The 23,362-nt window shown below is 43.8% G+C and carries 18 protein-coding genes; 9 read left to right on the top strand and 9 right to left on the bottom strand.

The genetic code is table 11. The features are described 5' to 3' along the window. Position 1: 1 nt before the first annotated feature. Positions 2-2,707 carry a TonB-dependent receptor gene (locus IW644_RS03685; RefSeq protein ID WP_269916446.1) on the bottom strand — a complete coding sequence of 902 codons (2,706 nt, stop codon included), beginning with the start codon at positions 2,705-2,707 and terminating at the stop codon, positions 2-4. Positions 2,708-3,128: 421 nt separating this feature from the next. Between IW644_RS03685 and IW644_RS03680 the strand changes: the two genes are divergently transcribed. Both IW644_RS03680 and IW644_RS03675 read left to right on the top strand, forming a co-directional pair. Beyond that, the gene (locus IW644_RS03680; RefSeq protein WP_269916445.1) at positions 3,129-4,112 is read left to right on the top strand and encodes a mechanosensitive ion channel family protein; all 984 of its coding nucleotides are present in this window, start codon (positions 3,129-3,131) and stop codon (positions 4,110-4,112) included. A gap of 18 nt (positions 4,113-4,130) precedes the next feature. Further along, entirely contained in the window at positions 4,131-4,295 is a 165-nt protein-coding gene (locus IW644_RS03675) for an entericidin A/B family lipoprotein (RefSeq protein WP_269916444.1), read from the top strand. Between the two features lie 171 nt (positions 4,296-4,466). Here the strand turns inward: IW644_RS03675 and IW644_RS03670 are convergent, their stop codons facing one another. Continuing rightward, positions 4,467-4,919: a MaoC family dehydratase gene (locus tag IW644_RS03670; RefSeq protein ID WP_269916443.1), complete on the bottom strand. Its 453-nt coding sequence runs from the start codon at positions 4,917-4,919 to the stop codon at positions 4,467-4,469. Positions 4,920-5,151: 232 nt separating this feature from the next. Between IW644_RS03670 and IW644_RS03665 the strand changes: the two genes are divergently transcribed. After that, positions 5,152-6,054: a LysR family transcriptional regulator gene (locus tag IW644_RS03665; protein WP_179983217.1), complete on the top strand. Its 903-nt coding sequence runs from the start codon at positions 5,152-5,154 to the stop codon at positions 6,052-6,054. A 65-nt stretch (positions 6,055-6,119) separates the two neighbouring features. On the opposite strand, the gene ydiJ is transcribed toward IW644_RS03665, so the two are convergent. Next, a complete protein-coding gene (ydiJ, locus tag IW644_RS03660; RefSeq protein WP_269916442.1) occupies positions 6,120-9,176 on the bottom strand; it encodes a D-2-hydroxyglutarate dehydrogenase YdiJ in 3,057 nt (1,018 codons plus the stop codon). A 185-nt stretch (positions 9,177-9,361) separates the two neighbouring features. On the opposite strand from ydiJ, the gene IW644_RS03655 reads away from it, so the two are divergent. Beyond that, positions 9,362-10,381 (top strand): CobW family GTP-binding protein, encoded by a 1,020-nt coding sequence (locus IW644_RS03655; protein ID WP_269916441.1) that lies wholly within the window; start codon positions 9,362-9,364, stop codon positions 10,379-10,381. A gap of 22 nt (positions 10,382-10,403) precedes the next feature. Here IW644_RS03655 and IW644_RS03650 read toward each other — a convergent pair whose 3' ends face one another. Both IW644_RS03650 and IW644_RS03645 read right to left on the bottom strand, forming a co-directional pair. Further along, positions 10,404-11,735, bottom strand: coding sequence for a dihydroorotase (locus tag IW644_RS03650; RefSeq protein ID WP_269916440.1), 1,332 nt, complete (start codon positions 11,733-11,735; stop codon positions 10,404-10,406). A 34-nt stretch (positions 11,736-11,769) separates the two neighbouring features. Continuing rightward, complete coding sequence (locus tag IW644_RS03645) at positions 11,770-12,222, bottom strand: Fur family transcriptional regulator (protein WP_179983213.1); 453 nt, start codon at positions 12,220-12,222, stop codon at positions 11,770-11,772. Positions 12,223-12,548: 326 nt separating this feature from the next. On the opposite strand from IW644_RS03645, the gene IW644_RS03640 reads away from it, so the two are divergent. Then, complete coding sequence (locus tag IW644_RS03640) at positions 12,549-12,941, top strand: DUF3718 domain-containing protein (protein WP_269916439.1); 393 nt, start codon at positions 12,549-12,551, stop codon at positions 12,939-12,941. A 153-nt stretch (positions 12,942-13,094) separates the two neighbouring features. On the opposite strand, the gene IW644_RS03635 is transcribed toward IW644_RS03640, so the two are convergent. Further along, positions 13,095-14,612 (bottom strand): mannitol dehydrogenase family protein, encoded by a 1,518-nt coding sequence (locus IW644_RS03635; RefSeq protein ID WP_269916438.1) that lies wholly within the window; start codon positions 14,610-14,612, stop codon positions 13,095-13,097. 10 nt (positions 14,613-14,622) lie between these two features. Next, positions 14,623-16,338, bottom strand: a complete 1,716-nt coding sequence (locus IW644_RS03630; protein ID WP_269916437.1) for a purine-cytosine permease family protein — start codon at positions 16,336-16,338, stop codon at positions 14,623-14,625. A 458-nt stretch (positions 16,339-16,796) separates the two neighbouring features. Between IW644_RS03630 and IW644_RS03625 the strand changes: the two genes are divergently transcribed. The 4 genes from IW644_RS03625 to IW644_RS03610 all read left to right on the top strand — a co-directional run bounded on the left by IW644_RS03625 (position 16,797) and on the right by IW644_RS03610 (position 19,905). Then, a complete protein-coding gene (locus IW644_RS03625; protein WP_269916436.1) occupies positions 16,797-17,492 on the top strand; it encodes an HAD family hydrolase in 696 nt (231 codons plus the stop codon). Beyond that, entirely contained in the window at positions 17,485-18,441 is a 957-nt protein-coding gene (locus IW644_RS03620; protein WP_269916435.1) for a sugar-binding transcriptional regulator, read from the top strand. The genes IW644_RS03625 and IW644_RS03620 overlap by 8 nt, the downstream gene beginning before the upstream one ends. 355 nt (positions 18,442-18,796) lie before the next feature. Continuing rightward, positions 18,797-19,195, top strand: coding sequence for a DUF3718 domain-containing protein (locus tag IW644_RS03615; protein ID WP_179983207.1), 399 nt, complete (start codon positions 18,797-18,799; stop codon positions 19,193-19,195). A gap of 311 nt (positions 19,196-19,506) precedes the next feature. Then, positions 19,507-19,905: a DUF3718 domain-containing protein gene (locus IW644_RS03610; protein ID WP_118495189.1), complete on the top strand. Its 399-nt coding sequence runs from the start codon at positions 19,507-19,509 to the stop codon at positions 19,903-19,905. 460 nt (positions 19,906-20,365) lie between these two features. Here the strand turns inward: IW644_RS03610 and IW644_RS03605 are convergent, their stop codons facing one another. Beyond that, positions 20,366-22,165 carry an acyl-CoA dehydrogenase C-terminal domain-containing protein gene (locus tag IW644_RS03605; RefSeq protein ID WP_179983206.1) on the bottom strand — a complete coding sequence of 600 codons (1,800 nt, stop codon included), beginning with the start codon at positions 22,163-22,165 and terminating at the stop codon, positions 20,366-20,368. 9 nt (positions 22,166-22,174) lie between these two features. Continuing rightward, on the bottom strand, positions 22,175-23,356 hold the full coding sequence (locus IW644_RS03600; protein WP_269916434.1) for an acetyl-CoA C-acyltransferase: 1,182 nt from the start codon (positions 23,354-23,356) through the stop codon (positions 22,175-22,177). Positions 23,357-23,362 lie beyond the last annotated feature (6 nt).

Raw genomic sequence — 23,362 nt, 5'->3', positions numbered from 1 at the left:
ATTAGAACTCAATTGCTAAGCGAGCATAAAATTGGCGCCCTCTTGGATCATGAACCTTAGAGTCAAAACCGCTGTTGGTAAATAATTGAGGCGGCTCTTCATCGAACAAGTTAATGGCACCTAAAGTTAATACATAGCTTTGCTCGGTATCGTACAACCCGCCCAAATCAATATTGTATTGGGCATCAACCGTTAGGTGGCTATCAACTTCATAAAAGCCATTTGTGCAACCACCTACGTTAGCTGTCCCGTCTGCACAGTTTTGATCGTCATCATAAGACGAAATATAACGTAGAAAGATATTGGCAGCATGAATATCGCTCTGCCATGCTAAACCTAAGTTAGCACGCAACTCAGGTGAAGACACACCTATGTTATTGAAATTACGACGTCCAGCGCCATCAATGTTACCAGCCTGAGGGTCCATCAAATCGTATTTAGTAATGTAAGTTGCATTTAACGTTGGCGTAAAATTACCAAAATCCGTTTCAATTTTATAACTGGTAACGAAATCGAGACCTGACGTTTCTAGCGAACTTGCATTAACGTAGGTGTTATTTACTTGAAGTACAGGCCCTGTTAGCGGGTCACCCGCGCGAATTACTCGCTCTGTATTGGTCGGATCTTCATTTAGCACGGCTTGCGCATTTTCTTGAATGATCAGGTCTTCAAACTCAAAGTTCCAATAATCAACCTCAACAGAAAAGTCTCTGAAAGGCTCATAAGAGAAACCAATATTGTAAGCTGTCGACTCTTCTGGTTTTAAGTCTTCATTACCTGATGTTCTAACTGCCACGAAAGCAGTTGCACCTTGAACGGGGTCGATAAGCTGTTGCAACGACGTAGCGCCCCCCTGCGCTAGGAATACCGTTGGCGCTCTAAACGACGTGGATATTGAACCGCGTAATGAAAACTCATCAGTAGCGCGCCATGATATAGCCAGTTTAGGGTCAACTGTGCTGCCAATAGAGCCGCCGTAATCTTCATAGCGCAATGCTAATTGCACATCTAATTCATCATTAATAGGCAACGCAAGTTCACCAAAGGCTGCCCAAACGTCTTGACTACCGTCAATATCGGGGTTGCCGATTACAAAGGTAAAGCTGTCTTGATTAGCTAAGTCATCGTAGTCTTGGCTAAGCTGATTTTCACGGTATTGAACGCCTAGGGCTAATGCTGCAAAGCCACCGCCCATTTCAAACACATCAAACGAGGTAAACGCTTCGAAAACTTCAAGATCTGCTTTCGAATCAATAACCTCTGTACCGGTAAATGAACTCACTACATAATCAGAATTCGGAGCACTCGTATATGAGCTCGCAAACGGATTGAAGAATTCACAGTCACCCACGCCCGGCGAGCCAGCAATTGGGTCACAATTTGAGCCACCTAGCCCGTATAGTGCAAGTTGGAACTCAGTATTGAGCACATCGGGTACTCTGAATACAAAATCGTTCACTGCACGGGTGTAGCTGACTTCCCAGAAACCAGTATCTGTTACGCCCTGCAAGCTAGTACTAAAGCGCAAGGTATCCGATTCAGTATTGGCTGGATCACCAGGAAAACCATTACCTTCAGCACGCCCAAAAAACGCCACTGGCTGACCAAATGGGTTTTGCGGGTGATAGTCTGGAACGATAGGTGACGTTAATATAGGGAAGCTCGGTGCCCCACCCCGTTCAGCACGGTTTCGAGCGGTACTGAATTCAGCTGTCCACGTAATGTCATTATCAAATTCATAGTCGGCGCGAACGTAGGCGTTAGTTCTGCTTTCATCAGCTACATAAGAATAAAACTTACCAAAGTCAAAACCACAAAAACCAACCTCTAACCCTGGGATGGTGCCGCTAGGCGCAAGCAGGTTTGGTGCGCCGCCAAATTCTTCACATCCATAAGGGTCAATAATAGGTAGAGGGCCTGCACCAGGAATATTTAAAAAGAAAGAGCCAGGATTACCCAATGCACTCGTGTCATCTTGTGGTCGGCTCAAGCGTCGGTCGCTTAAAAACAGTGGGGAACGATTTGTGTAACTAATTGCCGCTAATACGCTCCCGTTATCGCCTGTTGCACCCCACAAACCTTGCAGAATATATTCTTTGTTGTCGCCGTGTGCACCGTCTTGATAGTCAGCAGTAACCATGGCACCGTCATAGTTACGTTTAGTAATAAAGTTAACCACACCTGCAACGGCATCTGAACCATACAAAGCAGATGCGCCATCTTTAACTACTTCCATTCTGTCAATGGCAATCATAGGAACAAGTGAGCTTGTGTCTACAAAGTTGAGCCCTTCGTTTGTCGGCTGAGCGGTAACAACTTGGCGCTTGTTATTAAGCAGTACCAAAGTAGATGCTACACCTAAACCGCGAAGGTTGATGTTAGAGGTGCCTGCGGTGGCATTTTGGGTGAAAGCGTCTGGGTTGTTTTCTGCACCAGTATTGATGGTCAACGTCTGAGTGATATCGGCGATATTTTTGGCACCAATGGCGTCTATTGCCACACTGTCAACAACAGCGAGCGGTGATGGAGATTCAAAGTTTTCGCTTCTTCGAACAAAGCTTCCGGTAACAAGGATTAGTTCTACGTCTTTCTTAGCTTCTTGCTCGGATTCAACGTCAGATTCTTGGGCTGATGCGATATAAGGAGAGCAAAATAACGCAGTGCCGACCATTGCGGCTACTGCTGTCTTACGCGTTTTAAATTTCATAGTGTGATTCCAAATCTGGGCTTATCACTACCGGCACTACTACCCACACATTCCGCTAGCAACAGGCTGTTCGATTTCGTGTTTGTTATTGTTAGAGGCCTACAGAATGTTGACCTACATCACTGATACTATGCCCGAATTCCAGCTATGTAAATTTATTGTGAATAATATGTTTACATTAATTTTACACATGGTCAGACCAGGTATACTTAAGACTAACAAGCAAAAAACACGTAACAGTGGGGATGAAAATATAGTGAGAAGAACTTGCTCTAACTGCGTAATTTATTCACTACGGGGTTTTAAAGGGAAAATCAGACAATTCATTAAATAACTTAAAATCAGATACTTACCAAAGTTCTGAAAGCGGAACAATTTTTGAACCTTGTTGTGGCATCAATCAAAAAAGGTAATGGAGTCTATGGAGTTCCCCAAGATAGATGAAGTATACAAGCTTCTAAGTGAAAAGCTTGAAGGCTGGATGGAAGGTGCAATCACCTTACTACCCAACATTGTCGTTGCATTTGTCATTGCGATTGTTTTTGGTCTTATCGCCAAAATGGTAGGAAATGTTGCAGGCAAGTTGATGCGACGGACCTTTGAGTCTCGTCAGATAGCCGGTCTTCTTACGTCTATTATTAAGGCCCTAGTTCTTGTCGCCGGTATATTTATCGCCCTAGATTTTGTCGGCCTAAAAGGCACGGTAACTTCTCTTCTTGCTGGTGCGGGTATCGTTGGCCTAGCCATTGGTTTTGCGTTTCAAGATATGACGGAAAACTTCATTGCCGGTGTAGCAATGGGCATCAGAAAGCCTTTCGATATTGGTGATGTGATTGAAGCTGAAGGGGTCTTTGGAAACGTCAAAGAAATAAACCTACGCAATACGCTTGTTGAAACCTTTTATGGCCAACTTGAAGTTATCCCAAATAAGATCCTATTTCGCAATATCTTGACCAACTACTCCTATCTAGGCTACCGGAGGATAGAGGTTCCGGTTGGCATTTCATACGCTGACGATATTGAAAAAGCCGCGCAAGTTATCACCGATGCGATGAACGATAAAGACTATGTAATTAAAAAGGACGAGACCGCCGTTTATGCAGAATCGTTTGGCGACTCGAGTATCAACTTACTACTGTGGTTTTGGATCCGCTATCCCGGAGAACCTGGGTTCATGGTTGTACGCCATGACGCCATTAATACAGTCAAAACCGTGCTCGAAGACAACGATATTCTAATCCCGTTCCCTATCAGAACATTAGATTTTAATGCGAAAGGTGGTGATAAGCTCAACGCTATGCTCAAGCAGCGCGATGAGAGAAGTTCATCTGATAATAATTCATCGTCACAAACAAACGGTGACGAAAAAGCGGCTGATAACTCAAGTCAAGCCGATGATGAGTAAAACCTAAGGAGAAACAAAATGGAAATGTTAAATTCAACAACACGTAAACATACGTTTTTAGCGCTTATTCTTGCAGCGAGTATCGGAAGCTTGGGCGGTTGCGCGACCATCGAAGGCGCTGGTGAAGATATTCAAAGTGCAGGCGAAGCTGTTGAAGAAGGTGCACAAGAAGCGTCAAATTAAGTCGATTGTTGTGTTAATTGATAAGGTCAGATAAGGGGTTGCCTTTTCTGACCTTTTTTCCATCTGACCTTTTCTCGTAATAAACAAACGTTGTTTTGTTAACTGAACGCCGTATACTAGCGCAGACTGTGTAAAATCAAGCGTATGTAAACCTGCGCCATAGTTCAGTTACTATTGTGGTTTCATGACCGCCAACATTAAAAAGCTTCCTACTAGCGCTGGGTTCCCGCTCGACTTCAAAATGCAGCTAGCCTCTACCTTAAAAAGCTTACCTTGAGGCTTATCGTTTACATCAACTAGTTTAAATTGGTATTTTAACGCGTCATTGCATTTGACTGGTTCAAGGAATCGAAGTTTATCTATGCCATAGTTTATCATTGAGGCAATGTTGTCGCTTGGAGCAAGTACCTCACCAAAAGCTTTGGGCATAAGACTGGCACTTAGAAAACCGTGTGCAATGGTTGTTTTAAATGGACTCTCTTTTTCGCAGCGGGCCGTGTCTAGATGAATCCACTGATGATCGCCAGTGGCATCAGCAAATTGATTAATCATGTCTTGAGTTACAGTTAAAAAATCAGCTTGTTCAAGCACATCCCCAACCGATAAATCTAAAAGCGTCTTCATATCTAAGTCCAATCTCCATTTATTAACGACGAAACTACTATTATTCAGTTGAATGTTTCAATTAACTTTTAATAATAGGTATTTATAAATATTCTTGTTACACTAACGTAAATTATTCGTAGATGCTATGTAGCAACAGTCTCTATAGTTGCTCGTTTTTCGCTGTGAAAACAACAGTGGTTCTTCATTTTTTGGCTTTTTTATTAGGGTAGTCGCCCGTAAAGGACTAGTTATGAATCTCAATAGAATTGATTTAAACCTGTTTGCCGTATTCGACGCTATTTATACGGCTGGTAGTTTAACCAAGGCAGCTGATGTCTTGTGTATCACCCAACCAGCGGTTAGTAACTCGTTAGCCAGATTAAGAGAAATGTTGAACGACCCACTTTTCGTGCGCACAGGTCACAGTATGACCCCTACACCCGTAGCACAGAACATTATTGTGCCAGCCCGGCAGGCGCTTGCATTGTTACGCAAGAGCGTCCAGGAAAGCCACACGTTTGACCCACTCACTGCCGAGAAGTCTTTTAACTTTGCCAGTCGAGATTTGTTAGAGGCCAGTATCATGCCTCGCCTAGTGTCTCGTTTACAGAATTTAGCGCCTAATATCGCCCTAACGAATTATGAGATTCCTCGAAGCCAAGTAGTTTCAGCTATGGCGGCAGGTACGCTAGATTTCTTCGCCGATGCATCTACGTTTACTGATCCACATCTGTGTAAAGAGAAAATAGCGCAAGACCGATTTGTGGTACTCGCTCGCAAAAACCACCCTGCTCTTAAAAACGGTTTGGATTTAGATACATTTTTGCGTTTGGGGCATATTAACGTATCTCAGCGCAAATCTGGTGCGGGTCCTATTGATGTTGCTCTCGACAAGATGGGCAAACGAAGAAAAGAGGTTATGCGTGGGCAGCACTTCTTGACCGTGCCTAGTACTATCGTAAAAACTGATTTAATCGCCTGTTTACCGTTTCATTTGGCGAAGCACTATGATTTAGCTATTTACGAACTTCCTTTTGACCTGCCACCGGTAGAATACTACTTGTATTGGCACGTCAGTGCAGACCACGACTATGCACATATGTGGATGCGTGAGCAAATTATGGAAGTGGCAAGTAACTTCAAGCCTCATTGATGCTAAACTCTTTTGATACGCAAAAAACGCCCTGCAGCCTGAAGTGTCCGCGGGGCGTTTTGATGTTAGATTAATTCGTTTACCACTTCTATTGGGTGTCGTGGCTTACTTCCTTCAAAGCGCGCTACTTGGCTGCGGCAGGAAAATCCAGTCACAAGCACTTCATTAAGTGTTTCCTTTTGCGCGCAAGCGAAAACAGGAGCCCAACTCAGCGTATAAAGTGCTTTAGAGCTTTCTAAATGTGATGCTTCATGACCATAGGTTCCTGCCATACCGCAGCAGCCAACAGGCTTGTGAGTAAGGTTCACATTTAAATGCTGAAATATGCGTTGCCAACGCGCTGTGGTATCCGGCATGGCGGTTTTCTCGCTGCAGTGAGCAAGCAGAGAGAAATTCTTATCACACCCGTTACTACCGTTAATATCTGCGTTTAAACTTTTTGGCAACGCATCTATCAACCATTCATCAATGGTATGAACGAAAAACTTTCCGCGCTTATCTTTTAAGAATTTTTGGTACTCGTCGCGATAGCACAACACTAACGATGCGTCGGCTCCAACCATAGTAATACCTAACTCATGTATTTTATTTAGCTGCTTTGCCGTACCTAATGCTTGTTTTTCAAACTTGTCTAGAAAGCCTTTTACATGGGCGGGCTTACCATTTGGAGTAAAGGGCACAAGTAATGGCTTAAGGCCCATTTTACTAATAACCTTTATTAGACTTTCTACACTTTTAGCGTCATAAAAACTGGTAAAAGGGTCTTGTACCACAGCAACGTATTTTTCCCGCTCACTGTTATCAAGCCGTTCTAGTTGTTCGATATCCCCTGTATCTACAATCGATTTTACTCTGTCAACGAGCGTTGGGTAGGACAACAGCGGTGTATCTACATACTCCACTTTCTTCTTTAAAAACCATGTTACCCATTTGTGTTGAAGTAACCTGTTGTAAAGACTAGGTACTTTAGCACTTAAGGGCGCAAGCGTTTCTACATTTGCCACCAGTAAATCCTTTAGCGGGCGCATATAACGCTGGTAGTAAATAGATAAAAAGATGGATTTGAAGTGAGGAACATCAATATTTACAGGGCACTGGTGAGTGCAGGACTTACACGATAAACAGCCGTCCATCACGGCTTTAACTTCATGAGAAAAATCAGCGTCCCTAGTCAATACCGTGTTCTTTAAACGAGAGAAAACGTTACTTTTAAACTGCTTGTAGGATAATCCACCACCATTCTTTTCGTCTATTTGTCCACTTAACGATAGCAGTCGCGCCCACTCCCTTAACATACTCGCCCTGCCCTTTGGCGTGTGACGTCGGTCTGACGTTACTTTACTTGAAGGGCACATGGGGGACGCTGGTTCGTAGTTAAAGCAAAGACCATTTCCATTGCATTCGAAAGCTGGCGCAAGGTCGCGTTTAACCGTTACAGGAATAATCCGCTCGATACTCGCCCTTTTGACCGCTTTAACTGAAACTAACTTATCGTTACTGCCCAACGGCGTACAAATTTTTCCAGGGTTCATTTGGTTATAAGGGTCGAACGCCGCTTTTATTTTGCGCATTTCATTAAACAGCGTTTCACCGAAAAACTCGGGACCATACTCGCTACGAAAGCCTTTGCCGTGCTCCCCCCACATAAGCCCGCCATATTTAGATACGAGCTTTACCACCTTATCTGAAAGATTATGCATAAGCGTCTCTTGCTCGGGGTCGGCTAAATCAAGGGCAGGCCTTACATGAAGAACGCCAGCATCAACGTGTCCAAACATGCCATAGTTAAGGTTGTGACTGTCGAGCAACGCGCGAAACTCAGCAATAAAATCAGCTAAATGCTCGGGGGGCACAGCGGTATCTTCAGCAAAAGCGATAGGTTTCTGTTCACCTTTAACCTTACCTAATAAACCCACTGCCTTTTTGCGCATTGCGTAAATACGTTGAATATCAGCCTTGTCATAAGTAATTCTGTAGCCTGAAATATTCCCTTCACCTTGTTTTATCGCATCTTCAATAGCGGCTTCAAGGCAATCAATGTGGCCCTTCATTTCCTCTATCGAGCTGGCGTTAAATTCCACTAGATTTAGACCCAGTAGCGCTTCGTCGGGAACGTCGGTGATCAAGTGTTGTATGTCGTGCCAAACTATGTCCGTTTTGGCAAAGTTAAGTACTGTGCTATCAATCGTTTCCACACTCGTCGCATTCGCCTCAACCAATTGCGGAGCATGCCTCAGCGCGGCATCGAATGAGCGGTAGGAAATATTTATCAGTGCCTTAACCGGCGCTATCTTATCTAGTGTTAATACCGCTTCAGTGACAAACGCCAAAGACCCTTCAGCACCTGTTATCAACCTTCCTATATCGATGTGGTGACCATCGTATACGTGCGCTAAGTCATACCCTGTTAAAAAGCGATTTAGTTTTGGAAAAGTACGCTCCACCTCGTCCTTATAATTTACGCAGGTATCTATAGCTTGTTTGTAGATAGCACCTTCCGCAGTATTTTCATTGGCTTTTCGCTTTGCCATTTCTGTGGATATTTTAGTTGTTTCAATGACCTCACCGTTAACTAGCACTGCTTTAAGTGCAATAACGTGGTCGCTTGTCTTACCGTAAACAAGCGACCCCTGCCCTGATGCATCAGTACTTATCATTCCGCCTAATGTGGCTCGGTTGCTAGTAGAAAGGTCTGGTGAAAAAAATAGGCCATGGGGGCGTAAAACATCGTTAAGGGAGTCCTTAACTATCCCTGTTTGTACTCTCACCCAGCCTTCTTCCACATTTAGCTCAATCACTTTATTTAGATAGCGACGAATATCTACCACAATACCATCGGTGAGGCTTTGTCCGTTGGTACCTGTGCCTCCGCCCCTAGGAGCAAACGACACGTCAGGGTACTTAGCCGCTAATTGCCCGATAAGCTGACAGTCTTCGTTACTTCTAGGGTAAATTACGGCTTGGGGCAGCTTATAATAAACGGAATTGTCAGTGGCTTGCGCTACGCGGGCACTATAGCTAGTTTCAATATCACCGGTAAACTCACTCGCTCTTAGGTTTTCAATGAATGCGCGGTACTGAATAGCTAAATTTGAATCAGATTTTAGGGCGGGGAGAGTCACTACCTTAATTTCCTTGTTAAAACGGGTAAATCAATGACGAAACAACATGTCAAACTGGCCATGCACGGCCTACAATTGTTATAATATAATATATCCAATTTGTATTATAGGGCTATGCCTATTGGTGTGATAGCCTATAGCGCTATATTTCAATAACGTATCGTATAGTAAGAGCAACCATAAATATGATTAAAGCAGTACCTACCAACATCATCACGGGCTTTCTAGGTGTGGGAAAAACATCCGCTCTACTACACTTGTTAAAGCAAAAACCTTCAAACGAGCGTTGGGCCATTCTAATTAACGAGTTTGGCGAGATAGGTATTGATGGTGCGCTTGTGCAAGGTATGCAAACTGGAAAGCCTACTTCCATCTCAGAAAATGCGCAGAAAGTATTTATTAAAGAGGTGCCCGGCGGCTGTATGTGCTGCGCTGCAGGCTTACCTATGCAAATAGCATTAAATCAATTGCTCGCCCAGTCTAAACCCGACCGTTTACTGATTGAACCTACTGGATTAGGACACCCTGTAGAAGTTATGCAAACCTTAAGCGCTGAACACTATCAAGACGTGCTGGATATTCAACGTACTATCACGTTAGTTGATGCAAGAAAGCTAACCGACCATCGCTATACCACGCATGCCACGTTTAATCAGCAAATTGATATTGCCGATGTCATTGTAGGAAATAAATGCGATTTGTACGGGCAAAATGAAGAAGAAAACTTAACGCACTATGCGGTTAATAGAGGCAAGCAGAACATACCTATCGTACTTTGCGAACATGGAGAAATACCTTTTACTGTATTACAGGGAAAATCGGATGCGCTTGTAGAAATGAATGCACATGCCCACCATCACCACAATAGCGAGCCTTCACCTTCAATTAACGAACGACCTTTTCCAGATTCAGGCTTTTTAAAAATCGAAAATGAAGGGGAAGGTTTTAAAGCTGTGGGATGGCGCTACTCCCCCTCCATAGAATTCGATAGAGATGCGCTATTAGCCTGGATAAATAAGCTAGAAGTAGAACGCTTAAAAGCGGTAATGATCACAAGCACAGGCATATTTAGCTATAACCTTGCAGACGGCGACTTAGTTGAAAGTGAGCTAAGTGAATGTGCTGAAAGTAAAATTGAAATTATTGCTGCTAACGTTAATACCGACTGGGATGATGAATTAGCCGCCTGTGTACAAGCCGGCTAATCATCCGCTCAACAGACGTGGCTTAAGGCCTTGTATATTTTACCTCTCCGTTTACCAGCGTATAGTATGTTTCGCCATACAAGGTTTCGTTGATAAAGGGCGAGTTTTGTGACTTTGAAGCAAAAAATGAAGGCGTTACTGTAAACGGCGTATTTAAATCAAATAGCGCTAAGTCTGCATCTGCGCCTTCTTCAATTCGTCCGCATTTAATATTAAATATCGCTCCAGCTTGCTTACTCATAAGATCAACAGCAGTATTTAAATTAAGCTTTCCTGTTTTGACAAAATGCGTGTAGATAAGCGCAAATGCGGTCTCTAGCCCTATAATACCAAAGGGCGCTTTCTCAATAGGCAAAGCTTTTTCATGCGGCGCGTGAGGAGCGTGGTCAGTTGCAATAGCATCTATTACCCCTTCTGATAACGCTTCTCGACACGCAAGCATATCGCGTTTAGAACGAAGAGGCGGGTTCATTTTCCAATTCGCGTCAAGCGTACCATCAGCCTTAACGGGTATATCTTCATCGCAAAGCAATAAGTGATGGGGTGAAACCTCTACAGTTACATTAGCCCCTTGTGCTTTTGCCTGTCTAATAGCCTCTATTGAGTCAGCGGTAGAAACGTGTAAAACGTGATAATGCCCACCTGTTTCTAGACTGTATTCACATCCCCGCTTCACATGTACCGACTCTGAGGATGCCTTAATTCCCTTTACATTATGTATTCTAGATACGTCTCCTTCGTGGATAGCGCCGCCGTTTGATAAGCTTTCATCTTCGCTATGATCGAGTACAGGCATCCCAAGCGCTTTGGCGTTGATAAGTGCCTGCTTAAACAAGCTATTATTTTGAACGCCTTTACCATCGTCAGTAATGGCAACGGCGCCAGCAGCCTGTAAAGTTTCAAAATCTGTTATCTCTTTCCCTTCTAACCCCTTTGAGAGCGCCCCTGTGGGATAAACTTTACACAGCCCCGTCGTGCTGGCTTTTTCGACCATAAAGGCTACTGTATCTACATTATCAGCGGTGGGCGTTGTATTTGGCATCGATACTACCGAAGTAAAGCCGCCTTTTACTGCTGCGCGGCTTCCGGAGGCAATATCTTCTTTGTACTCCATGCCTGGCTCTCTAAAGTGTACTTGGGGGTCAAGCAAACCTGGGGAGAGGAATAAACCCGTTGCATCTATTACTTTTTCAGAATTTTTTTCGGTAGAAGTTCCTTGTGGCGCGGGTAATGGACATTCTGAAATCTGAACAATTTTGCCCTTTTCGATAGCGAGTGAAATAGTGATAAGGTCGTGGCCATTTCGCCCCAACAGATGGGGTGTGGTTGAAGCATTATTGATTATGATCTTCATAAGTCCCTTCGTATAAAACAATTAAAATTGGGGATTATTGGCAACGTGCGCAAATACACGCGACTTCTAGGTGAGGCGTTATAATCTCGCATTGCAACGCTTGCGCTTGCTGGACAAGATGTTCATAAACAACAGGGTCTACAATAGACTCTTCAACTGCGCCACAGCGAACGCAAATTAAAAACTGCGAATACCCGTGGTGTTCACAGCATTTAGCACGAGCACATCCTATATACTTATTGTTGAGATTAAGTTTGTGAACTAAGTTTGCCTCTGACAGGAATTCAAGCGCTCGGTAAATAGTCATTGGTTTGATATTTTCGTCATGCCGCTTTGCATACAAATCTTTTATTTCATAGGCCGACAGTGGAGACGACGCTTCAATTAATATATTAAGTACCTGCTTGCGCTTCTGTGTTAAGCGCAGTCCGTCTCCCTCACATTTATCCTGAGCTATAGCAAGCAAGTTTTGAAATCGTTGATCCATTCTATCCTCAATCTAATAGCGACGAACGTTATTCCCTGTTTACACTTTATTAAATGCAAATAACCAAAAGCGACATGTTACAGTATAACATAACAAATACACTATAAAACGAGTCTCATGAAACTTATCCGTCTTTTGGTTAACGACTACCTGAGGTTTTTTGTGTTAGCAATTAAAGCTCGCCTAGGGTTATCAAATAAAGCTTTCGCCCCCTTTTGATATAAAGATATATACCAAAGTATTAGCTAATGTATTTTTCTTAATTCATCTTTATCGTTTAATCATCTCAACGAAAACAACTATTAAATTTACTTGAGGAATTAGCCATGTTGAAAATAGTTAAAGCTTCTCTTGTTATCGCTGGTACTTTCTGCGTGTCATCAGTAGCACACGCTGACGTTAGCGAAGCATTAGCAAATATATGCACCATTGTGCAGGCGGACGATAAAGGCGAATTAAGAAAGAAGATGCGCGCCGTTCAGTCTGACTATCGAATGAAACTAAAAGACTACTATTCGGGTGTTAGCTGCAGTGGTAATAGCCTGATCCGTACTGCGATGCTTAATAATGCTGTGGAAGCCGGAGAGTTGTTGGTTAAAAAGATGCCGAAAAGCGACTTAAAAGCCCCCGAAGCAGACGGCAAAACCTTACAAGCTTGGGTTGCGGAGAACGGCTTGCAAGACAGCCCAATCGCAGCGGTGCTTCAAGAGCGACTGTAAGACAATTTCACGCCATGTGAACCAGTTCAACATGGTTGCAGAGAAATCTGCACTTTAAGAAGCGACCTCCGGGTCGCTTTTTTCTTTTTAACATTAAAAAAAAAGGAGAGTTAATATTTACTCTCCTTTTGTTTATTTACGAGTAACTTATACCTAACTGGCCTTAGCCACCGCTAGCTTTTCTTCAGAAATTGCTTCGCTTATCGAAAGTACAGGTTCATTTCGATAAATTCGCTCAAGGAATGCCTTATAAACATCAGCAAATTTTTCTTGCTGAGCAAGCTCACCAAACACTTCTTCTAACTTCAAGAAGTTTAAGCTGTCCGTTTCGTTTTGCTGAGCAGCTTGATGAAGTGTATCAGACAATACATCGTTGATTTCTAGCGGCTTTCCGTCTTGAGACGCGTGTTTATCAGAATAATACGACCAACACGCAACGACGAAGGCACTAATACTTACATCGCGACCAGCTACTAAGTTGTCGCGTACCGTAGGCAACAAGAATACTGGCAGTTTGGCTGAACTTTCTAAGCAAATACGTGCCAAGGTATCCTTGATAAACGGATTTGAAAAGCGAGAGATTAACGTGTCGCGATAATCAAATACATCAATGCCTTCAACCTGGTCTAGGGTTGGCATCACTTCTTTTTCCATAAAGATAGACAATAGCTGCTTTAACTGCGCAGCTTCTACACTCTCATGGATAGTATCAAGACCGGCAACTGAACCCACTAGTCCTAGTACTGAATGCCCGGCGTTTAGCATGCGTAGCTTCAACTTTTCATAAGGGGCTACATCGCTAACAAACTGTGCGCCCACTTCGTCAAACTGTGGCTTAGTGTTGCAAAAATCATCTTCAATAACCCACTGATCGAAAGGCTCACATACTACCGGCCAGCTATCTTCAATACCCTGCGCTTTTAAAGAAACAATATCTTCGTTTGTCGTAGCAGGCGTAATTCTGTCTACCATAGAGTTAGGGAAGCTAACATTCTCGTTAACCCATTGGGCTAACGCTTGGTCGAATAGTTCGATGTAAGCTAGCAACATCTTTTTCAGCACATGACCGTTGTGCTGAATGTTGTCGCACGACATAACAGTAAATGGCTTAACATTGTTTTCTTTACGCTTTTTAATAGCAGCAACCAAATAACCAAACACTAGTTTTGGATTTTTGGGGTTTTCAATGTCATGAATAACGTCTGGGTTAGTGGTAATAAACTCCCCTGTAGACGCATCAAAGTTATAACCACCTTCTGTGATAGTTAAAGAAACAATGCGCACTTCAGGCTCAGACATTTTATCAATAACAGCTTGAGGGTTATCCGTTGCCATCATAAACCCTGTCATTGCACCTATAACTGACGCAACGCGTGAGCCGTCATTATGTTTTTCAACTAAGGTGTACAGGTTATCTTGCTCATCGAACACTTTTTTCATTGCGCGGTCGTTCTCGCGAAGACCCACGCCACAAATGCCCCAAGACAAATCGCCGGTTTTTGCCATCAGCCTGTCTACGTACATAGCTTCATGTGCACGATGAAAGCCGCCTACCCCAATGTGAACGATACCTGTTTGAACATTCTCCACATCGTAGGCTGGGCGCTGAATACCTGCCGGCAACGACGGTAAATTAGCTTTGTTTAATAAAATAGACGTTTGAGATTGCATAAAAACCTTATTAGCTTTGAAGCGCTTTTTGGCGACGCATCGCCCAATACGCAGTAACGAAATAGATAACGGTGCACGCGAACCCAATATTAAAAAATAGATCGCGGTTCGATTCGTACACGGCAAGCGTGTCACTAAGAGAAAAAGTTTTAATTGCTAGCGCGATGGACACAAGTAGGCTAGCTACAGAAGTAAGGCGCAATAGCTTGGTTACAGCGCTGATATCTTCAACGTGGTCGTTTTCTAACGCGGCTTCTTGCTGTTGATGCGCTTCAACGCGTGCATCGAAAGCCTCTACCTGCGCTTCCTGCTCTGGGTATGACTGTTTTGCGCCGTACTTGGCTGCAAGCGCAGTATATACCGCAATAGTAAAGAACCAGGTTGGTATAAACAGGTAATAGAATGAAATTACATTTAAAGCATTTAAACCAAAGCCGAACACAAGACCTAAGCCCCAGCTTGCTACAGCTGGCGTGCTATGAGTAAGACTTTGATAATGTGCCCAGTAGCGTGTATACCCAATTCGAGGGAAAATCATATGCTCAGCGAATACTATTGCACCCACTGGAACAACAAGTAGCCCAGCATAAGTTAGCAGCGGTAGTAACTTGGTAAATACAAATGGGAAGCAAGCAATGGCCACCGTAATCATACCAACAACGGCAGTGGTTTTGGTACGTGACTTATCTTTGAAGATGGCTTGTGCAGCAAGCCCGGCACGATAAAGGTTAGCATTTGCGGTAGTCCAACCTGCAACGATAACAATAACAAGACCTGATAGACCTAGCGCGTGGAAAGCAACATCGCCTGGGTCGAGTTCAACAATAGATTTTTGAACGATAACCGCGGTTCCAGCGCCCATGATACCCGCTGAAATCCATGCGATATAATGACCAAACAACATACCTGCTGATGTGCAAAGGCCGTAGCGCTTACGCTTTGCAAATCGAAGTAGCGCCATATCAATAAGACCAAAATGCGTAATGGTATTCGCTGCCCAAGAGAAGCCAATAACTTCTAATAAACCAATCCCTGGTTCACCGCTTTGTGTTAACCCCGTCCATACCGACGTGCTGCCGATGTGCATAAAGTCGTTCCACGATGTTAGAAACGTTTGCCCTATTACAGATTCTGCTAGTGCAGGCATAAGAATAAGTGGACCACAGATGAACATAGTGAACAGCCAAGGTGCACAAATGCGGGAGAAGTCAGATACGGCGTTAAACCCGTACATGGCAACAAACACAACGATAACCCCTACTGCTAGCACTACAGCAACAAAGGCTAAGTTAGTCGGGTACCAGTTCAACTGGGCAGGAATATTTAATGCAAAGCGCACCGCCGTTGCCGATACTGTGATCATCGCAGCAGATATTACAGTGAATATGATCACATTCGCCCAGTTATAGAGCTTTGTCATCGAATCGCCCGCTATCTTCTGAAGATAGGAGTACAAGCTTAGACGGGTTTCAACAGCTATAGGTGTAGTGATAAGTGTCCAGCTTAAAACCGCCAGTAGGTTACCAATAAGTAAGCCTAACAAGATGTCGGTCATGGTGGCGCCTAGGGCGACAAACGTTGCACCGAAAACAAATTCTGTTGCGGCAACATGTTCACCGGCATACAAGCCCATGAAATGCTTCCATCCCTTTAATTTATGTTTAGCAACAGGGAGTTGCTCATCGCTTACCTGTGAAATATCAATATCGCTCGACGTTGACTTCATCTTCAAATCTCTTGTTGTAGGTGGCCGTCCCTTATTAAAAATCACTTTTGAGCATTCGCTCACTATATGGGACATATCTCATTTCGGTAGATATTTGCACATGGAAATGGAATTGTAAATACCTATTAACAAAACAAAGTGCGATGTAAGTACAAATTTAACACAATATTATTTGCTATTTTTTCGCCAATAAAGCGCTATTAAAACGCTAATCCTTTGAACTTACGGGATATTGGCGAAGCAGCAATTGTTAATAAATTGAATATTAAAGATACGCTTTCAATATGCTCTTTACTAAAGTGTTTTAAAAGGTAGAAAGCAAAGCACCAATTACTTTACACTTAGGCAATTGTACACGCCGTTTTATTATGTCATTGCCAATTTGATGGTATGTTCTTTTCCTTTTGGTAGTGAAGTCTTCGTATAACTGGTGTTTTTGATATGAGGAAAAGTAACCTTTGCAAACAACTACCGTAAAGTTAGTGATCTTTGATTGTGACGGTGTACTCATTGATAGCGAAGTGCTGTCTATGGAAGCGTGGCAGGAAATTCTAGCGGACTATAACATTTCTTTATCGAAGCAGTTCTTTATCGCTCACTTTCTTGGTAAAAGCGTAGAACACGTAGAAAAGATACTAAAAACGGACTTTTGCTTTAAGTTAACTGACGTGGTTAAAAAGAACTTTCACGCTCTGCTCTATGAAAAGTTTGAGCACTCATTGCGAAGGACACCAGGCATCAATAACGTATTAGCAAACCTTGATGCCCGCCGCATTCCCTATTGTGTTGCCACAAGCAGTTCTCCCGAAAGAACGACTAAAGCGTTAAAAAGCACCGGCCTTTTCTCTTATTTTGAGGGGCGTATTTTCACGCGCTCTATGGTAGAGAACGGTAAACCAGCACCAGATTTGTTTTTACATGCGGCGGCAACGATGGGTATAAAACCTGAAAACTGCTTAGTTATTGAAGACTCTCAGCCCGGTTTAGCCGCAGCAGTAGCCGCCAAGATGTCCTGCCTTCATTTTACCGGTGGTGCACATTTACATAACGATATAAAAGCTGATATTCCAAATGACAGCAAATCTCTCAATTCATGGGACGAAATTCATTCTCTTCTCCCTGACATTTTCGACGCGAGAAAAATAAATGAGTAAGAAAGCACAAAACGAACTCAACAAACTAGACGAAGCCGCAAGAGCAGGATGGATGTATTACGTTGGGGGCAAAACACAAGACGAAATTGCGAAGACCCTTAACACGTCACGCCAGAGCGCTCAGCGCCTTGTGGCGTTATCTATGTCAGAAGGCTTGGTGAAGGTGCGTTTAGAACATCCCATAGCCAGATGCATGGAGTTGGCGCAAGGTATTAAAGAAAAGTTCGGGCTTACATTTTGCGAAGTGGTACCCAACGTCGACGACGATCCTAATTCCACACAGGGACTCGGCCAAGCAGGCGCTGCCGCCATAGAGCGTGCCCTTAAATTTGATACGCCACAAACTATTGCTTTTGGCACAGGACGCGTTCTTCGAGCATGTGCAGATGAACTATCTATTCTTCATTGTCCCCAGCATAAAATAGTGTCGTTAGTAGGTAATATTGCAGATAACGGCGAAGCAACACGATATGATGTTGCCGTTCACGTTGCAGATAGAGTAAAAGCGCAGCATTACCCCATGCCCACACCAGTTATAGCCTCAAGTAAGTCAGAACGCGAAGTGTGGCAGCAACAACAGCATATTTCACGTATTCACGCGCTTGCTGAGCAGGCGGATATTAGTTTCGTCGGTATCGGAAATTTAGGTAGCGTGTCACCGCTTTACAAAGACGGCTTTATCGGCGATGACGAATTAGGCGTATTGTCTGACTCTGGCGCATGTGGCGAAATAATAAGTTGGGTCTTTAATGAAGAAGGTGCACTCATAAAATGCGATATTAATGAAAGAGTGACGAGCTTTAAATTGAAAGCTACGCCAGAAAAGCCTGTTATTGGCGTGGCGGCGGGCGATAGTAAATTTAAAGCTATTAGGGGCGCACTTCGCTCTAAGTTTTTAAATGGCCTTATCACAACGGAGCGAACAGCATCAGCATTACTCGAAATTTAACACTACCTCTCACCGAGTAAACAAACAAATTTGATGTACTATTAGTGCCAACCTACTAATACTAACTGGGCGCTAATTCGCTTTTCGACATAGTTAAAATGCAAAAAAACGGCATCAAACGCTGTTTTTTTGCACTTTATTTGATGCTTCAACAATTGATACTCAAAAACCTCTATCTCGCCAACACCTTTAATACTAAAGGCTATAGCGCTCCCCTACCCATCTACACCTTTAGTATAAGGTATTAGCCGACATACTTAGTTATTTCAGTGAGTATTTTTTAAACGCTTTGGTTGTCTTTTAATTAATCCCGAACAAACAAACCGATTAATAAAACAAACGAAGGAATTTAACCATGTTGAAAATCGTTAAAACCTCTCTAGTAATTGCAGCCTCTACTCTAGCTTTTTCTAACACAGCTCATGCTGACGATGTAAACGAGGCTTTGGCAAATATCTGTACTATTGTACAAGCTGACGATAAGAGCGAACTGCGTAAAAAAATGCGCCGCGTTCAATCTGACTTCAAATTGAAACTACGCGACTATTACGCTGGTGTTTCTTGCGGTGGTCAAAGTCTTATTCGAACAGCACTTACTAATAACGCTGTGGAAGTAGGCACATTGCTTGTGAAAAAAATGCCTAGCAAAGACCTAACGCAGCCAGAGTCTGACGGTAAAACCTTACAAGCGTGGATTGCAGAACAAGGCTTGCAAAGCTCGCCAATTTCGGCGGAGCTTAACGACAGAATTTAGATACCATTTTCACAACGCCATGTGAACCAATTCAACATGGTAGCAGCACATGCTGCGCTTAAGGCCCCACTGCTACGGGGCCTTTTTTATTGCTTTTTACTCTAAAGCTTATCCTTTGATGTTTATTACGGATGCTTTGGTAGCAAAAACGTCGACCTAGATAAGTAGCGAAGGAGCAAGCGTATATTTGAAAGGTATACTTTGGTATACCCTGTTATTTTACAATATGTTTTTCAGCAACTTAGATTCAGGTTTAATACATCTCAACGAACAAACATAATCTTAATAACAACAAACGAAGGAATTTAACCATGTTGAAAATCGTTAAAACTTCTCTAGTAATTGCGGCATCTACTTTAGCTTTTTCTAACGCAGCTCAGGCTAATGACATCAACGAAGCACTTGCGAACATCTGTACTATTGTTCAGGCAGATGACAAGGGTGAACTTCGAAAGAAAATGCGTAGCGTTCAGTCAGACTACAAACTTAAACTTCGCGACTACTACTCGGGTATTTCATGCAATGGTCAAAGCCTTATTCGCACAGCGATCACAAATAATGCAGTTGAAGTAGGTACTCTGCTTGTAAAGAAAATGCCGAGTAAAGACTTAGCTCAGCCAGAGTCAGACGGCAAAACGCTACAAGCTTGGATTGCAGAGCAAGGTCTACAAAGCTCACCTATTTCAGCTGAACTTGACGGCAGAATTTAATACAAAAAATTAATCACACCATGTGATACAGCAGTTCAACATGGTAGCGGCAGGACGCCGCACTGGAGGCCCCTTTTAGGGGCCTCACCCCTTTCTAAGCCTCTATAAAAGCGATCACTTCTTTTTATAACCATTCAGGCTTTGCCCCGTGTAACCAATGCGACGCGCTGGAACTAAACCACGTTGTAATGAGCGGTACATGGTGTTCAATTCTATCTCACACACTTATATCAAACGCATCATCCTGCTCTCCCCATAACAATAGCGTTGGGCAATGATCAACCTTTGAGTATTGAGAGAAAACCAATGTGCTCTCTTTCTCTAAGTTACTTTAAAAAACAAAAAAGGCCGAGTAAACCAACATAGCCAATGATCAATAGTTCAATCATTCTCTCGGCTAGGTTGTTTTCTCGGCCTTTAGTGCGTTTGATATTAGCGCACTTGTTTCAACTTTATGTGGTTACTCTATGGCAAACATACTCTCTGGCATAGACATTAGGTTGTCAGCGCCTGACTGCATTGCAGAAACCAGTGAGCGAGTGCGTGTCAACAAGCGGTCAAAATAGAACCCTGTTGTTAGGATCTTGCTTTTGTAGAACTCAGTTTCTGTACTACCCGCATCAAGTTGCTCTTGCGCCTTCACCGCCATTTTAAGCCAGAAGTAAGCCACGGTTACGTAGCCCGAGTACATTAGGTAGTCAACAGATGCTGCACCAATCTCATCAGGGTTTGACGCCGCAGCTTTACCAATATCCATGGTAATTTGTTGCCACTCATCAAGGTGAGAGTTCAGAGCATTCGTCCAAGCGCTAAACTGCGCGTTGTCGCGAAGTGAGTTACAGTAGTCGCGTACTTCTTGTACAAATACATTAAGCAGCTCACCGTTAGACCCCATCACTTTACGTCCCAGCAGGTCTACTGCTTGAATACCAGTGGTCCCTTCGTACATGGTACAAATGCGTGTATCCCGCGCCAGCTGCTCCATACCCCATTCTTTAATAAAGCCATGACCGCCGTAAACCTGCATGCCATAGCTAGTTGCTTCTTGAGCCGTTTCGGTCAAAAACGCTTTAACAATAGGCGTTAAGAAAGCAAGTTTAGCTTCTGCGACCTGCTTTTCTGCTGCATCATCGCCGTAGAGCGTGACATCAACCATTTGCATGCAGTACGCCGCTAACGCTCGGTTGCCTTCAGCAAACGCTTTTTGTGTTAGTAGCATACGGCGCACATCAGGGTGCACAATTATTGGGTCAGCAGGGCCATCAGGGTTTTTACGCCCCGTTAATGAGCGAAACTGAATGCGGTCTTTCGCGTAGCGCAATGCACCTTGGAAAGAAGCTTCAGATGCAGCAAGACCTTCTAGTCCAGTACCAATACGCGCGGTATTCATGAAGGTGAACATGCAGTTTAGACCACGGTTAGGTGGACCAATTAAGAAGCCCTTAGCACCATCAAAGTTGATAACACAGGTAGCACTAGCTTTAATACCCATCTTATGTTCAATACTGCCACAGGCTACCGCGTTTCGGTCTTGTTTTTCACCATCTTCAGAAACGTTAAATTTTGGTACAACAAACAGCGAAATACCTTTTGTACCCTCTGGCGCATCAGGTAAGCGCGCCAACACGATGTGAACGATATTCTCAGACATATCGTGCTCACCGGCAGAGATAAAAATTTTCGTGCCTGTTAAGCTGTAGCTGCCATCTTCTTGAGGCTCGGCACGGCATTTAAGCATACCTAAGTCTGAGCCACAGTGTGCTTCAGTCAGACACATTGTGCCTGTCCACTCACCGCTAACCAGTTTTTCAAGAAACATTTTTTGCTGCAGTTCTGTGCCGTGAGCTTTTAGCGTTTCCATACAGCCTTGACTTAGGCCTGGGTACATAGCCCACGAGTGGTTAGCACCAGAGAACCACTCAGCGATAATAGAGGACAACGAATAAGGTAGCGCTTGACCACCGAACTCTTCTGGGTGAGACATACTTGGCCAACCACCCTCAACGTAGGTCTGGTAAGCTTCTTTAAACCCTTTTGGCGTTGTTACTTCACCATCAACCCACTTACACCCTTCTTCATCGCCTGATGCATTAATTGGTGCAAGGGTGTTTTCGGAAAACTTGGCTGCTTCAGCAAAGATTGCAGACACTAAGTCTTCAGACGCTTCATCGAAACCCAGCTTTTGATAGTGATTTTGATAATCTAGCAACTCATGCGTTACAAACATGGCGTCACGTTGTGGAGCTTTATAACCTTCCATACCCAATACCTATATAACTTCAAATAGACCAGCGGCGCCCATGCCGCCACCGATACACATGGTGCAAACAACATATTTCGCACCGCGTCGTTTACCTTCGATGAGTGCGTGACCCACCATGCGAGCACCGCTCATGCCGTACGGGTGACCAATAGAAATGGCACCACCGTTAACATTTAATAATTCGTCTGGAATGCCTAACTTATCGCGGCAATACAGAACCTGTACTGCAAACGCTTCGTTAAGCTCCCATAGACCGATATCGTCCATGGTTAATCCATGCTGCTTTAATAGCTTAGGAATGGCGAATACTGGGCCAATTCCCATTTCATCTGGCTCACAGCCTGCCACGGCAATGCCTCTATAAATACCAAGAGGCTGGGCATTGCCTTTTGCTGCCGACTGTTCATCCATAATCACTGTTGCGCTTGCGCCATCAGAGAGCTGACTTGCGTTACCTGCAGTAATACAACCGCCTTCAATAACAGGGTTTAGTGATTTAAGCCCTTCTAACGTTGTTTCTGGGCGATTGCCTTCGTCTTTTGACAAGGTCACTTCTCGCTCAGAGGTTTCGCCTGTTTCTTTATTGAATACCGCTTGAACTGCAGTGATAGGAGCAATTTCGTCGTCAAATTTACCTGCTTCTTGGGCAGCTGCGGTGCGCATTTGACTTTGATAGCCGTACTCATCTTGTATATCCCTGCTGATGTTGTAGCGTTTACCCACTACTTCAGCGGTTTGCAGCATAGGCATGTAAATGTCTTTGTGCTTGGCAACAAGTGCAGGGTCTACGGCGCGGAACATATTCATGTTCTTATTTTGCACAAGTGAAATTGAGTCTAGGCCACCTGCAACCATAATATTGGTGTCGCCAGTGCGAATTGAGTTCGCAGCGGTAGCAATGGCATACATACCAGAGCTACATTGACGGTCTAGCGTCATGCCAGCTACCGTCACGGGCAATCCACCAGCAAGACCAGCTAAGCGACCTATATTCATGCCGCCGCTGCCCTGAGTAAGTGCCGCGCCCATGACTACATCGTCTACGCTGGCAGGGTCGATACCTGCGCGTTCTACGGCATTTTGAATGGCATGACCACCTAATGAAGGGGCTGGCAAATTATTTAGCGCACCTTTATAGGCGCGGCCTATTGGCGTACGTGCTGTACTTACAATAACTGCATCGCGCATTGTATT

Origin of the sequence: Alteromonas sp. PRIM-21, assembly GCF_027563165.1 — a bacterium.
GTDB lineage: Bacteria > Pseudomonadota > Gammaproteobacteria > Enterobacterales > Alteromonadaceae > Alteromonas > Alteromonas macleodii_A.
Note: the sequence above shows the minus strand (reverse complement) of the source record. Positions and strands in the feature narration are given on the sequence as shown.